This is a genomic window from Nocardioides sp. NPDC059952 (assembly GCF_042730435.1).
Classification (GTDB): domain Bacteria; phylum Actinomycetota; class Actinomycetes; order Propionibacteriales; family Nocardioidaceae; genus Nocardioides.
The window spans coordinates 44,491-57,812 of the sequence record NZ_JBHWLY010000006.1 but is presented as its reverse complement, the minus strand read 5'-3'; the positions used below and the strand labels follow the sequence as shown (position 1 = coordinate 57,812).

The following is a 13,322-nucleotide window of genomic DNA, read 5'->3' as shown; positions in this document are numbered from 1 at the left end:
GATGGAGTCCTTCATCCAGCTCCGCAAGGGGACCACGCCCCGGCGCATGCACGCCGACCTCGAGGGCCTCAAGGACGACGAGCTCGGCAGGGCCGGGTTCGTCGGGCGTACCGCTCATCTCTACCACCGCCACGACCCGACCGACTTCCGCGCGGAGGGCAGGCTCGGCGGCGTCGACCTGATGACGACCGGCCTCGAGCCGACCGATCTCACCGACCCCGCCGGCACCCCGGTGCTGATGTTCAGCAACCAGGACTGCCGGATCTCGCTGAGCCGCCGGGCCGAGGCGCACCCGTTCTACGTACGCAACATCGACTCGGACGAGCTGCACTTCGTCCACGAGGGCACCGGCCGATTCGTGACCGAGTTCGGTCCGCTGACCTACCGGCCGGGCGACTACGTCTACCTCCCCAAGGCCACGACCTACCGGATCGAGCCCGACGGCGAGCCGGGATGTCGCCTGGTCATCGAGGCCACCGAGGAGCTCCGGGTTCCCGAGGCCGGTGCGCTCGGCCGGCACTTCCCCTTCGACCCGGCCCTGATCACGGTCCCCGAACCGGAGCCGGTCGAGGACGACGGCCGCGAGGAATACGAGGTCCGCCTCTACCACTCGGGCGAGACCACCTCGCTGTTCTACCCGCACGACCCGTGCGACGTGGAGGGCTGGCGGGGCGACAACTTCCCCTTCACCTTCAACATCGAGGACCACGACGTGCTCAGCTCGGAGAGCATGCACCTGCCGCCGACGGTCCACCTGTTCCTGCAGGCCACCGGCGTCTACGTGATGCACTTCCTTCCCCGCCGGGCGGAGTCGCGGCCCGGCACGGAGCGGTTCCCCTGGTATCACCGCAACGTCGACTTCGACGAGATCGCCTTCTACCACGGCGGCAACGTCTTCGGTCAGAAGATGCCGCCGGGCCTGATCTCGCACGCGCCGCAGGGCGTTCACCACGGTGCCCCCGAGAAGGCCCGCGAACGCGCCCGGCGCCGGTTCGACGAGTTCGACCGCGTCGAGTGGAAGATCATCGCCGTCGACACCCGGCGCCGGCTCACGCCGAGCCCCGAGGTGCTGGCGGCCGCCATCCAGCCCGACCCGGAGGTAGCCCTGTGAGCACCACGAGCAGCACCGACTTCGCGACCCACACCTACGACCGGGTGCCCTACCTGGTCGTCTTCGAGGACACCTCGGCCTACCGCGACACCTACGGTGGCGAGGGCGACATCGTGGCGCTGGAGAGCTACAACCTGCGTCCTCACGGTGTCGAGGCCGACACCGTCATCATGTTCATGCACCCGATCGGCGGCGGCGCGTACCTGCCGATGATGAACGCGCTGGCCAAGGCCGGACACCACGTCATCTACTGCGGCAGCCGCTACCGGGGCGTCGACTCCGCGCTGCTCATGGAGAAGGTCGTCCAGGACCTCGGCGCCGCGATCCGCGACGCCAAGGAGCGCCTCGGCTACACCAAGGTCGTCCTGGCCGGGTGGAGCGGCGGCGGCTCGCTGTCGCTCTACTACCAGCAGCAGGCGCAGAAGCCGACGGTCACCTCGAGCCCGTCGGGCGACGGGCCGGACCTCACCCGGCTCGACCTGATCCCCGCGGACGCGCTGATGCTGCTCGCCGCCCACGTCAGCCGCCACGGCACCATGACCGAGTGGATGGACGCCTCCATCCTCGACGAGACCAACCCCGAGATCCGCGATCCCGAGCTGGATCTCTACAACCCCGACAACCCCAACCAGCCGCCCTACACGGAGGAGTTCCTCGCCCGCTACCGCGAGGCGCAGATCGCCCGGAACCGGCGGATCACCGCATGGGTCAAGGCCCAGCTGGCGCACCTGCGGGCGACCGGCCGGGAGCGTGAGGAGCGGGCCTTCGTCGTCCACGGCACCATGGCCGACCCGCGCTGGCTCGACCCGGCGGTCGACCCCAACGACCGCAAGCCCGGCGTCTGCTACCTCGGCGACCCCGAGATCGTGAACAACAGCCCCGTCGGTCTCGCCCGGTTCACCACGCTGCGCAGCTGGCTGTCGCAGTGGAGCTACGACGACGCCCACGGCGACGGGGTCGAGTGCGCCGCCGACCTGGAGATCCCCACGCTCGTGATCGGCAACGGCGCCGACGACGCCTGCACGCCCAGCCACACCCAGCGGCTCTACGACGCGGTCGGGCACCCCGACAAGGCACTGCACGTGGTGAAGGGCGCCACCCACTACTACGGCGGCAAGGACCAGCGCGGACCGCTGGGCGAGGCGGTCACGACCATCACCGCCTGGCTGGCCGAGCGCGGCTTCGCGACCCGCTGACCGACGTACCCGAAGACACAAGGAGAAACCCCATGACCGAGGCCGTCATCGTCGAGGCCGTACGCACCCCCATCGGCAAGCGGTTCGGCTCGCTGTCGGGCTGGCACCCGGCCGAGCTGGCCGCGGAGACGCTCAAGGCGCTCCAGCAGCGCACCGGCATCGACCCGGTCGTCGTCGACGACGTGATGTTCGGGTGCGTCACCCAGGTCGGGCCGCAGAGCACCAACGTCGCCCGCACCGCGGTGCTCGCGGCGGGCTGGCCCGACAGCGTGCCCGCCACCACGATGGACCGCCAGTGCGGGTCCTCGCAGCAGGCGATCAGCTTCGCCGCGCAGTCGATCATGGCCGGTGTCAACGACGTCGTCGTCGCCGGTGGCATCGAGTGCATGTCGACGGTCCCGATGTTCTCCAACGCACCGGCCGGCGACATCACCGAGGTCTACGGCGACGTCGCCCAGCAGCGCTACGCCGACCGCTCGGCCTTCGGGCACACCGGTCTCGTGCCCCAGGGGATCTCGGTCGAGATGATCGCCGAGCGGTGGGGCCTGACCCGTGAAGAGCTCGACGCGTACGCCCTGCGCAGCCACCGCCGCGCCGCCGCGGCCCGTGACGAGGGCCGCTTCGAGCGGGAGATCGCGCCGGTCCGGGTGAAGCGTCGCGATAAGGAGACCGGCGCGGTCACCGTCGAGGACGGCAGCGTCGCGGTCGACGAGCCGATCCGCGACGCCACCTCGGCCGAGTCGCTGGCCGGCCTCGAGCCGTCGTTCATCCCCGACGGCCGGGTCACCGCCGGCAACGCGTCGCAGATCGTCGACGGCGCCGCGGCTGTGCTGCTGATGAGCCGGGAGCGGGCCGAGGAGCTGGGCCTGCGTCCGCGCGCCGTGGTCCGGCACATGTCGGTGGTCGGCGACGACCCCGTGCAGATGCTCACCGCGCCGATCCCGGCGACCCAGGCCGTGCTGAAGCGGGCCGGGCTCACCGTCGACGACATCGACCTGTTCGAGTGCAACGAGGCCTTCGCCCCGGTCGTCCTGGCCTGGCAGCGGGAGACCGGCGCCGACCCGGAGCGGGTCAACGTCAACGGCGGCGGGATCTCCCTGGGGCACCCGCTCGGTGCCTCCGGGGCGCGACTGATGGTCACCCTGCTCCACGAGCTCGAGCGTTCGGGCGGCCGTTACGGCCTGCAGACGATGTGCGAGGGCGGCGGCATGGCCAACGCGACCATCATCGAGCGGGTCTCGTGACCGCGACGACCGAGGAGACGAACGAGGAGCTGCGGGCGCCATCGGCGGACCTCACCGACCTGACCGGCCAGGTCGCCGTCGTCACCGGTGCGTCCAGCGGTCTGGGCCGGCGCTTCGCCGAGGTCCTGGCCGCCCGGGGTGCGACGGTCGTCGCAGCCGCCCGCCGGCTGGACCTCCTCGAGAAGCTCGCCGCCGAGCAGGAGCGGGTGGTCCCGTTCCGCTGCGACGTCACCGACGAGGCCGACCGGGCGGCGCTGATCGCCCGCGCCGAGGATCTCGGCGGGGTCGACGTACTGGTCAACAACGCGGGCTGGGCCGAGGCCCTGCCCGCCGCCGAGCAGCCGCTCGACTCCTTCCGGCGCACGCTCGACATCGACCTGACCGCGCTGTTCGCCCTCAGCGTGGAGGCGTACGCCTCGATGCGCCCTCGTGGCGCCGGCTCGATCATCAACATCGCCTCCGTGCTCGGCCTGGTCGGCTCGGCGCCGCTCACCCAGTCGGCGTACGGAGCGGCGAAGGGCGGGGTCGTGACCCTCACCCGCCACCTCGCCTGCGAGTGGGCCCGGGACGGGGTCCGGGTCAACGCGATCGCCCCGGGGTTCTTCCCCAGCGAGCTGACCGAGGACATGTTCGCCGACGCCTCGGCAGGGCGGTGGCTGCGGCGCAACACCCCGATGGGGCGTACCGGGCGCGGCGACGAGCTCGACGGCGTACTCCTGCTGCTGGCCGGTGCCGGCAGCAGCTACCTCACCGGCCAGGTGCTGGCCGTCGACGGCGGGTGGACCGCACGATGAGCCGCCGACTGTTCGACGAGACCCACGACGATTTCCGGCAGAGCTTCCGGGCCTTCGTACGCGCCGAGATCGTGCCGCACCACGACCGCTGGGAGGAGGCGGGCCGGGTCGACAAGGAGATGTTCCGGGCCGCCGGCGACCAGGGTTTCCTGGGCATGGCGGTGCCGGAGGCGTACGGCGGTCTCGGTGCCGACGACTTCCGCTTCCACGTCGTCATCATCGAGGAGCTGCAGCGCGCCAACGTGATCGGCTCCGGCATGTGCATCACGCTGCACAACGACGTGGTGCTGCCCTACCTGCTCGGCGCCGCCGACGAGGAGCAGAAGCGCCGCTGGCTGCCGGGGTTCGTCTCCGGCGAGACCATGGGCGCGATCGCGATGACCGAGCCCGGCGCGGGCTCGGACCTGGCCGCGGTCCGGACCTCGGCGGTCCGCGACGGTGACGACTACGTCGTCAACGGCGCCAAGACGTTCATCACCAACGGCCTCAACAGCGACCTGGTGCTCACCGTCGTACGCACCGATCCCACCGAGCCGCACCGCGGCCTGAGCCTGCTGGCGGTCGAGGACGGCACGCCGGGCTTCGAGCGTGGTCGCCACCTCGACAAGATCGGCCTGCGCAGCCAGGACACCGCCGAGCTGTCGTTCAGCGACGCCCGCGTCCCGGCCGCCAACCTGCTGGGCGAGCCGGGCTCCGGGTTCGGCACGCTGATGGCCAACCTCGCCCAGGAGCGGCTCTCGCTCGCGGTGTCGGGCGTCGCGGCGGCTCGCGTCGCCCTCGACTGGACCCTGGACTACTGCCGCGAGCGGGAGGCGTTCGGGCAGCCGCTGACCGGGTTCCAGAACACCAAGTTCGTGCTCGCCGAGCTCAGCACGGCCGTCGACGTCACCCAGGTGTACGTCGACGACCTGGTCGAGCGCCACCTGCGCGGCGAGATCGACGGCGTGGACGCCGCGAAGGGCAAGTGGTGGGCCACCGAGCTGCAGAAACGGGTCGTCGACCAGTGCCTGCAGCTGCACGGCGGCTACGGGTTCATGCGCGAGTACCCGATCGCCCGGGCCTACCTCGACACCCGCATCCAGACGATCTACGGCGGCACCACCGAGATCATGAAGGAGATCATCGGCCGCACCCTGGGGGCCGCGTCGTGAGCGTGCGCCACGACCTGACCGACGGTGTCCTGACCATCACGCTCGACCGTCCCGGCAAGCTCAACGCGATGACCGACCCGATGTGGTCGACCTTGCGCGACCTGCTGGACACGGCTCGCGGGGGAGAGGTGCGGGTCGTGGTGGTCACCGGCGCCGGCGGGGCGTTCTGTGCCGGGTCCGACGTCGGTGGCCTGCTGGGTCATCCCGAGCTCCTCCCCGAGCGGATGCGGATGTCGAACGCCTGCATCCTGGCCCTGCGCGAGCTCGGCGTCCCCACGATCGCCTCGGTCGACGGCGTCGCCGCCGGTGCAGGCGCCAACCTGGCCCTGGCCTGCGACTTCGTCATCGCATCCGACCGCAGCCGGTTCCTGCAGCTCTTCATCCGGCGCGGGCTGTCGCTCGACAGCGGCGCCAGCTGGCTGCTGCCCCGGCTGGTCGGGCACCGCCGGGCCCTCGAGCTCGCCCTCCTCGGCGACGAGGTGGCCGCCGACGGGGCACAGGCCTGGGGCCTGATCAACCGGGTCGTCCCGGCTGCGGAGCTCGGCGAGGCGACGACCGCGTTGGCCGTACGTCTGTCGAGCGCCTCTCCGGTGGCGCTGGCCGGCACGAAGCGTCTGCTCGAGGACGCCTGGCAGCAGACGCTGGCCGAGGCGCTCGAGGCGGAGATCGCCAACCAGGTCGCGGTCATCGCCTCACCCGAGGCAGACGGCGCGATCCGGGCCTTCACCAAGTAGTACCAACGACCAAGTAGGAGTGAACGTGGAACTGACCAACAGCTCGGCGATCGTGACCGGCGGTGGCTCCGGCCTCGGCGAGGCCGTTGCCCGCAAGCTTGCCGCCGAAGGGCTGGCGGTGACGGTGCTCGATCTCGACGCCGACCGTGGGGAGCGGGTCGCCGCCGAGATCGGCGGCCTCTTCCGCCGCGCCGACGTCGCCGATGCCGACCAGGTGATCGACGCCGTCGAGGCGACACTGACGCAGGGGCCGCTGCGGGTGGCGGTGAACTGTGCCGGGATCCCCAGCCTGTCCCGCACCGTCGGCAAGGACGGGAAGTACGAGTCCGCCCACGATCTCGGCTCCTTCCGCAAGGTCGTCGAGGTCAACCTGATCGGCACGTTCAACGTGGTGCGGCTCGCGGCCACGGCGATGTCGCGCAACGAACCCGACACCGACGGCGCCAAGGGCGTCATCGTCAACACCACCTCGGTGGCCGCCTTCGACGGTCAGATCGGTCAGGTGGCGTACAGCGCCTCCAAGGGCGGCGTCGTCGGGCTGACACTCCCGCTGGCGCGGGACCTCGCCGCCGTCGGGGTCCGGGTCAACACCATCGCCCCCGGCCTGATCGAGACCCCCATCTACGAGACGGTCCCGGACCCGGCGGCGTTCAAGGCCAAGCTGGCCGAGGGCGTCGTCTTCCCGCGCCGGCTCGGCGCACCAGAGGAGTTCGCCTCGCTCGCGTGGGAGCTGATCCACAACCCGTATCTCAACGGCGAGGTCATCAGGCTCGACGGCGCGATCCGGCTGCCTCCGCGCTGATCAGGTGACGTACTGGCCCATCAGCACCTGGATCAGCCGGCGGCCGACGGACATGGCATGGTCGCGGTCGGAGCCGGCGAGCCCGAGGAGCGGGTCCAGGCCGCGTACGTGAGGGCCGAGGGCGATGTGCGGGAGCAGCATGATGATGGCGGCGACGAGGGCGTCGCGGTCGGTGTCCTCACGAAGGGCGCCGATGGCGATGCCGATGTCGACCATGCCGCCGATGACCTCGAGGTAGTCGACGTAGACGGCCTCGCGCACGGCGGCGAGCGCCTTCGGGTTGTGCTCGAGGTTGGCCGAGACCAGCATCTGCCGGTGGCGCGGGTGATCGTAGAAGTAGTCGATCCACGCGTCCATGAGCATCTTGACCGAGCCGAGGTAGTCGGTCATCCACGGGAAGTCGGCGCTCGCCACCTCCATCGCCACGCGGATGTCGTGGCTGGCGCGGGCGATCAGGTGGACGAAGAGGTCGGACTTGTCGGGGAAGTACTGGAACAGGCTGCCCTTGGAGATCCCGGCCTCGCGGCAGATCGTGTTGAGGCTGGCGGCGTTGTAGCCCCGGACCCCGAACTCCTCTTCCGCTGCACGGCGCACGGCATCGCGTTTGGCCTCCGGGAGACGCTCCCAGGTCGGCGTAGGCAAGGGCGCCACCCGTCCTCTCTCATGGCTGGACGCTCGCATCGTAGCGTGCTTCGTCCGGGTCCCTTGACCACGCCGCGGCGGCGCCCCTAGTCTGTGACCGGTGGTCATATGACCATCGGTCACGTTCGGGCGGAGGCGCGATGTCGAGCACTGGGAATGACATTCTGAGGCGCCGGTCCCAGGCGGTCGCCGAGGCGGTGGCGTCCCGCTTCGCGCCGACGACCTACGCGCAGGTGGACCGGGTCGGTCGCACCGAGGTCCGGTTGACGATGCCGCATCACCTCGTCGAGTTCGAGCTGGACTGGATGGACGACCTGGTCGAGGTCTTCGTCCGACCTCTGGGGTCGGATGGACATGCTCGGCAGCGGCTGGTGGGGATGCTTCCCGCCTATGACCGGGCGTTGTTCGAGAGCGAGAACTTGCGCGCGGTCGGGCGCGGGGGCCTGCGAGGCATGGCCGCCCAGATCGACGCCGCCGCCCGCGCGTTCGAGCGGTTCTACGACGACGCACCAGCCTGTCGCGAAGCCGGTTCCTGACCCCGAGGGGTCAGCCGAGGGGGAGCGGGCCGCTCTCCTTGGTGTTGCCGAACGCGAACGTGGTCTCGATCGAGGCGAGGGCGGGCATGGTGCGCAGGTTGTCGCGCAGGAACTGCTCGTACGTCTCGAAGGATGGCGTCACGATCTTCAGCAGGTAGTCGTGGTCGCCGGCCAGGACGTACGCCTCGGTGATGTCGGGGATGGCGCGCAGGTGCTCCTCGACGGCCTCGACCGCCTCGGTGGTGTGGGTGGCCATCTTGATGCGTACGAAGGCGGTGATGTTCATCCCGACGGCGTGCGGGTCGACGATGGCTCGGTAGCCGCTGATCACGCCGGCCTCCTCCAGGGCGCGTACGCGGCGGAGGCACGGTGAGGGGGAGAGGCCGACGCGGTCGGCGAGCTCCTGGTTGGTCAGGCGGCCGTTCTGCTGGAGCTCCCAGAGGATGTGCTTATCGGTCTCGTCGAGCGTGCGCATGGTGGCAGATTCTGCCACAAAGTGTTGTGATCGCGGCAGATTCGGCAATCATGTGCGCTCGTCTTGTCCCTATCGTGGCGCGATATGAGGAAGTATCTGGGTTGGTCGGCGCTGGCGACCACGGTCGTGCTCTGGTCGTCGTTCGCGCTGAGCACGCGCGGCATCGGTGGCTCCAGCCTCACCGTCGCCGACGCGGCCTTCCTTCGGTTCGCGACGCCCGTGGTGCTGCTGGCTCCGCTGCTGCCGAGCACGATCAGGGCCGTACGCCGCGAGCGGCCCGCCGTCCTCGCGCTGCTGCTCGTCGGTGGCCTCCCGCACTTCCTCGTCTTCGCGTTCGGGGCCCGGCTGACCAGTGCGGCGCTCACCGGGATGCTGGTCCCGGGCACCGTGCCGCTGTTCGTCACCCTGCTCGCGATGGCGCGCGGCCGAACCCCGATCCCGGCCCGGCGGGTGCTCGCGCTGGGGCTGATCACCGCCGGGGTCGGGGTGAGCGGGTTCCTCGTCGGCGGTGGAGCGTCCCTGGGTGGGGTCGGCCTGCTCCTCGTCGGAGGGTTCGCGTGGGCGGTGTTCACGATGGGGCTGCAGCGTACGAACCTGACGCTGCTGCAGATGGTGCTGACCGTCTGCGCCGTCTCGAGCCTGGCCGTGCTCGTCCTGGCGGCGTCCGGCGCGATGCCGTCGCACCTGCTCGCGGGCACTGCCGAGCTCGGCGACGTGCTGCTCCTCGTCGTTCTCCAGGGCATCGGGACCGGCCTGGGGTCGACGCTCTGCTACGCCTTCGCCGTCAAGGCCCTGGGGGGCGGCCCGGCCTCGGTCGGGGGTGCGGTGAGCCCGGTGCTGACCGCCGTCCTCGCGGTCCCGATCTTCGGCGAGGTCATCGGCCCGGGCCTCGCTGTGGCCCTCGCCCTGATCGTGGCCGGGGTGGCCACGTTCAACCGTGTCGGGGCCACTCCGGGCTCAGTCGACGAGGCGACCGGCATCGAGCCGGATCACGTGATCGGCGGCGGCGATGCTCTCCTCGTCGTGGGTGACGCAGGCGATCGTGGCGCCGCGGGCGGCCTCCTCGGCGAGGATCTCGCGGGTGCGCTGCCGGCTGGCGGCGTCGAGCCCCGCGGCCGGCTCGTCGAGTAGCAGGATCTCGGTGCGCTGGACGATGCCCTGAGCCAGCAGCGCCCGCTGGCGCTGTCCGCCGGAGAGCTCGCCGAACGTACGCTGCTCGAGACCGGTCAGCCCCACGCGCTCGATCGCCTCGGCGATCGCACCCTGCCGGTCTGCCCACCGGGCCCTGCGGCCCCAGGTGCCGATCGCGACGACGTCACGGACGGTCACCGGGAGCGCGTCCGGTGTCGAGGGTCGCTGCACGACCAGAGCCACCCGCCCGCGGCGGCTGACCGAGCCGCGCCGAGGGTTCCGTACGCCCGCGAGCAGCTCGACGAAGGTCGACTTTCCTGACCCGTTCGGACCGGCGACGGCGGTGACCGTGCCGGGCGAGAACCATGCGCTGACGTCGTGGATCACGTCCTCGCCGGCGTAGCCGAAGCAGAGGCTCTGAGCGGACAGGGGCGGGGAGTCGGTCGTTGCGAGCGGGAGCACGTGCGCCACTATAGCAATTGGTAACCATTCTCATTAAGCGCTAGAGTCCCGCCCCGTGTCATCGATCACCGAGCCGTTCCGGACCGACTTCATGCTGCAGGCGCTGGTCGGCGGCGTACTGGTGGCGGCCATCTGCGGGGTCGTCGGCACCTGGGTCGTGATCCGCGGGATGGCCTTCCTCGGCGAGGCGATCGGGCACGGGATGCTCCCCGGCGTCGCCCTGGCGACGGTCCTCGGCGCCCCCGTCATGGTCGGCGGCGCGGTGAGCGCGATCGTGATGAGCGCGACGATCGGAGCGCTCCAGCGCCGCGGCCGGCTGACGTACGACACCAGCATCGGGCTGCTGTTCGTGGCGATGCTCTCGCTCGGCGTCATCATCATCTCCCACTCCCGCAGCTTCGCGACGGACGCGACGGCGATGCTGTTCGGCGACGTGCTCGCCCTCGGGCCCGACGACCTCGCCGTCCTCGCGGTCGCCCTGGTGGTCACCCTGGCCATCGCGATCGGCTTCCATCGCGCGTTCGTCGCCTCGGCCTTCGACCCCCGGATCGCCCGTACGTTGGGCCTGCATCCGCAGCTGGCGCAGGTGATGCTCGTCGGCCTGGTGACCCTCGCCGTGGTCGCCTCCTACCAGGCGGTCGGCTCGCTGCTCGTGATCGCGCTGCTCCTCGCGCCGGCGGTGGCCGCGGGTCGGTGGACCACGCGGATCCCCACGACCATGGCCTGCGCCGCGGTGCTCGGCGCCGTCGCGGTCTTCATCGGCCTGACCGCTTCCTGGTACGCGGGCACCGCCGCCGGGGCGTCCATCGCCTGTGCGGCCATCCTCACCGCGGTCGCCTCGGGGCTGCTCCGCAGCGCCCTCGCTCTCCTTCGACGTCCGTCCCCCACCTCCGAAAGGACCTCATGCACCGCAGGACAATCGCCGGCATCGTCACAGGGCTGACGCTGGTCGCCACGGGATGCGGCACCGCTGCCCCGGCTGATGACGCGGACGCCGACCCGGGCTCCGGCAAGGACCACGGCGCCGTCGAGGGCGCGCAGGAGGTCGCCGAGCCGCAGCTGCACCTGACCACGATCGACGGCACCGGCACCGTCGCCCAGCTCGACCTCCTCGAGGGGAGCTCGGCCGAGGTCGGGCGGATCGGCAAGCCGAGCGCGGTCGACTCCGACGGCCGCTACCTGTTCGCGACCACCGCCGACGGCGTGGAGATCGTCGACAGCGGGATGTGGACCTGGGACCACGGCGACCACTTCCACTACTACCGGGGTAAGCCGACGCTGCTCGGCACGGTCGAGGGGGCAGGCGCCGCGACGGTCGCGACCGGACCGCTGTCGACGGCCGGGTCGACGGGGGTGTTCTTCGCGGCCAGCGGCGAGGCGGTCCTGCTCGACAACGAGGCGCTCGCCGACGGTGAGGTGCACGAGCTGTTCCGGATCGAGACCGAGCCGCACGCCGGGCTGGTCGCCCCGATCGGCGACGGTGCTCTGGTCACGGTCGCCGAGGGCGGCGAGGTCACCGGGCTCCGCTACCACGACGCCGACGGCAGCCCGGTGGACGACGAGATCCCGTGTGCCCGGGCGAGCGGCACCATCACCACCAAGGTCGGCGTGGTCGTCGGCTGCGCCGACGGCGCGGTGCTGGCCACCGAGACCGACGGCGAGCCCGAGGTCGAGCGGATCGCCTACCCGAAGGGCACGGAAGCCCCGCGAGCCACCGCGTTCGAGGGCCGCAAGAGCCGACCGACCGTCGCGGCACTCTCCGGGACGACCGGGATCTGGCTCCTCGACACCCGCGAGCGGACCTGGACCCACCTCGACGCCGGTGTACCGCTGCGTCAGGTGGTCGCCGCCGACGACGAGGAGGGGCACGTCCTCGCCCTCGACACCACCGGTCGGGTGCGCGTCTTCGCCGCCGGGGACGGCAGGCAGCTCGCCGCGACCGAGCCCCTCGTCGACCTGAGCGACGCCGCCGGGGGAGTCGACCTGGTCGTGGACCAGGAGCGGGCCTACCTCAACGTGCCCGCCGAAGGTGTCGTCCACGAGATCGACTATGCCGACAAGGCGCGGATCGCGAGGACGCTCGAGACGCCCACCGCTCCGTCGTTCTTCACGGAGACGGGCCGATGAGGCGCCTCATCGGGATCGTGGCCGTCGCGATGGCACTCACCGGCTGCGCCGGAACGGCAGACGACGACCGCCCGCACATCGTGGTGACCACCAACATCCTCGGCGACGTCGTCGCGAGCACGGTCGGCGACGCCGCCCAGGTCACCACCCTGATGCGGCCCAACGCCGACCCGCACTCCTTCGAGATCTCGGCCCGGGAGGCCGCGATGATGCGCGAGGCCGACCTGATCGTCTCCAACGGGCTCGGGCTCGAGGAGGGCCTCCAGCGCCACCTCGACCGGGCTGCCGACGCCGGCGTCGAGACGTACGTCGCGGGCGAGCAGATCGATGTCCTCGACTACTCCGACGGCGAGGCCGAAGGCGCTCCGGACCCACACTTCTGGACCGACCCGGCGCGGATGCTCGACGTCGTCGACGGCCTCGAAGCGGCGGTGACGGACATCGACGGCATCGACGAGCCGGCCGTGGAGCGGGCCGCGGCGGCGTACCGGACCGCGCTCGAGGGCCTCGACCGGGAGATGACCGACTCCTTCGCGAGCATCCCGGAGGCGCACCGCAGCCTGGTCACCAACCACCACGTCTTCGGCTACCTGGCCGACCGGTTCGGGTTCCGCGTCGTCGGTGCGGTGATCCCGGGCGGGACGACTTTGGCCGCGCCCAGCGCCGCGGACCTGCGCGACCTGACCGAGGCGATCGAGCAGGCCGGCGTACCGACGATCTTCGCCGAGTCCTCCCAGCCGGACCGCCTCATCCAGGTGCTCGCCGACGAGGCGGGCGTCGACGTCGAGGTCAGCGAGCTGTTCACGGAGTCCCTGACCGAGAAGGGCCAGGGCGCCGACACCTATCTCACCATGATGCGCGCCAACACCGAGCGCATCACCAGCGGGCTCTCACCAGGGCCCACCGATTGAAAGGCA

Annotated in this window: 14 protein-coding genes and 1 pseudogene; 12 read left to right on the top strand and 3 right to left on the bottom strand. The window is 71.2% G+C overall.

Features of this window, described 5'->3' with window-relative positions; translation table 11 throughout:
• Nucleotide 1: 1 nt before the first annotated feature.
• Genes ACFV9G_RS04450 through ACFV9G_RS04420 form a run of 7 tightly spaced genes read left to right on the top strand, consistent with a single transcriptional unit; the run spans nucleotide 2 to nucleotide 7,032 of the window.
• The gene (locus tag ACFV9G_RS04450; RefSeq protein WP_378725243.1) at nucleotides 2-1,111 is read left to right on the top strand and encodes a homogentisate 1,2-dioxygenase; all 1,110 of its coding nucleotides are present in this window, start codon (nucleotides 2-4) and stop codon (nucleotides 1,109-1,111) included.
• Nucleotides 1,108-2,307 (top strand): hypothetical protein, encoded by a 1,200-nt coding sequence (locus ACFV9G_RS04445; protein ID WP_378725242.1) that lies wholly within the window; start codon nucleotides 1,108-1,110, stop codon nucleotides 2,305-2,307. Before ACFV9G_RS04450 ends, ACFV9G_RS04445 begins: the two co-directional genes overlap by 4 nt.
• Before the next feature lie 32 nt (nucleotides 2,308-2,339).
• Nucleotides 2,340-3,551 (top strand): thiolase family protein, encoded by a 1,212-nt coding sequence (locus ACFV9G_RS04440; RefSeq protein ID WP_378725241.1) that lies wholly within the window; start codon nucleotides 2,340-2,342, stop codon nucleotides 3,549-3,551.
• Complete coding sequence (locus tag ACFV9G_RS04435) at nucleotides 3,548-4,345, top strand: SDR family NAD(P)-dependent oxidoreductase (RefSeq protein ID WP_378725239.1); 798 nt, start codon at nucleotides 3,548-3,550, stop codon at nucleotides 4,343-4,345. Before ACFV9G_RS04440 ends, ACFV9G_RS04435 begins: the two co-directional genes overlap by 4 nt.
• The gene (locus tag ACFV9G_RS04430) at nucleotides 4,342-5,496 is read left to right on the top strand and encodes an acyl-CoA dehydrogenase family protein (RefSeq protein WP_378725237.1); all 1,155 of its coding nucleotides are present in this window, start codon (nucleotides 4,342-4,344) and stop codon (nucleotides 5,494-5,496) included. Before ACFV9G_RS04435 ends, ACFV9G_RS04430 begins: the two co-directional genes overlap by 4 nt.
• Nucleotides 5,493-6,230: an enoyl-CoA hydratase/isomerase family protein gene (locus tag ACFV9G_RS04425; RefSeq protein ID WP_378725235.1), complete on the top strand. Its 738-nt coding sequence runs from the start codon at nucleotides 5,493-5,495 to the stop codon at nucleotides 6,228-6,230. Before ACFV9G_RS04430 ends, ACFV9G_RS04425 begins: the two co-directional genes overlap by 4 nt.
• A gap of 25 nt (nucleotides 6,231-6,255) precedes the next feature.
• Nucleotides 6,256-7,032 (top strand): SDR family NAD(P)-dependent oxidoreductase, encoded by a 777-nt coding sequence (locus ACFV9G_RS04420; RefSeq protein ID WP_378725233.1) that lies wholly within the window; start codon nucleotides 6,256-6,258, stop codon nucleotides 7,030-7,032.
• Here ACFV9G_RS04420 and ACFV9G_RS04415 read toward each other — a convergent pair whose 3' ends face one another.
• On the bottom strand, nucleotides 7,033-7,674 hold the full coding sequence (locus ACFV9G_RS04415) for a TetR/AcrR family transcriptional regulator (protein WP_378725231.1): 642 nt from the start codon (nucleotides 7,672-7,674) through the stop codon (nucleotides 7,033-7,035).
• A gap of 140 nt (nucleotides 7,675-7,814) precedes the next feature.
• Here ACFV9G_RS04415 and ACFV9G_RS04410 point away from each other — a divergent pair, with 140 nt between their 5' ends.
• Complete coding sequence (locus ACFV9G_RS04410; protein WP_378725229.1) at nucleotides 7,815-8,210, top strand: hypothetical protein; 396 nt, start codon at nucleotides 7,815-7,817, stop codon at nucleotides 8,208-8,210.
• 10 nt (nucleotides 8,211-8,220) lie between these two features.
• Here ACFV9G_RS04410 and ACFV9G_RS04405 read toward each other — a convergent pair whose 3' ends face one another.
• A complete protein-coding gene (locus ACFV9G_RS04405) occupies nucleotides 8,221-8,685 on the bottom strand; it encodes an Lrp/AsnC family transcriptional regulator (RefSeq protein ID WP_378725227.1) in 465 nt (154 codons plus the stop codon).
• 84 nt (nucleotides 8,686-8,769) lie between these two features.
• On the opposite strand from ACFV9G_RS04405, the gene ACFV9G_RS04400 reads away from it, so the two are divergent.
• Nucleotides 8,770-9,816 carry a DMT family transporter gene (locus ACFV9G_RS04400; protein WP_378725225.1) on the top strand — a complete coding sequence of 349 codons (1,047 nt, stop codon included), beginning with the start codon at nucleotides 8,770-8,772 and terminating at the stop codon, nucleotides 9,814-9,816.
• Here ACFV9G_RS04400 and ACFV9G_RS04395 read toward each other — a convergent pair.
• Nucleotides 9,727-10,203 (bottom strand): annotated as a pseudogene (locus tag ACFV9G_RS04395) (ATP-binding cassette domain-containing protein); the annotation flags it as partial. The gene ACFV9G_RS04400 and the pseudogene ACFV9G_RS04395 overlap by 90 nt on opposite strands.
• Nucleotides 10,204-10,333: 130 nt before the next feature.
• On the opposite strand from ACFV9G_RS04395, the gene aztB reads away from it, so the two are divergent.
• Genes aztB through aztC form a run of 3 tightly spaced genes read left to right on the top strand, consistent with a single transcriptional unit; the run spans nucleotide 10,334 to nucleotide 13,316 of the window.
• Nucleotides 10,334-11,221, top strand: coding sequence for a zinc ABC transporter permease AztB (aztB, locus tag ACFV9G_RS04390; RefSeq protein WP_378725223.1), 888 nt, complete (start codon nucleotides 10,334-10,336; stop codon nucleotides 11,219-11,221).
• The gene (locus ACFV9G_RS04385) at nucleotides 11,182-12,405 is read left to right on the top strand and encodes an ABC transporter (protein WP_378725221.1); all 1,224 of its coding nucleotides are present in this window, start codon (nucleotides 11,182-11,184) and stop codon (nucleotides 12,403-12,405) included. Before aztB ends, ACFV9G_RS04385 begins: the two co-directional genes overlap by 40 nt.
• Nucleotides 12,402-13,316, top strand: coding sequence for a zinc ABC transporter substrate-binding protein AztC (aztC, locus tag ACFV9G_RS04380; protein ID WP_378725219.1), 915 nt, complete (start codon nucleotides 12,402-12,404; stop codon nucleotides 13,314-13,316). The genes ACFV9G_RS04385 and aztC overlap by 4 nt, the downstream gene beginning before the upstream one ends.
• The last annotated feature ends 6 nt before the right edge of the window (nucleotides 13,317-13,322 follow it).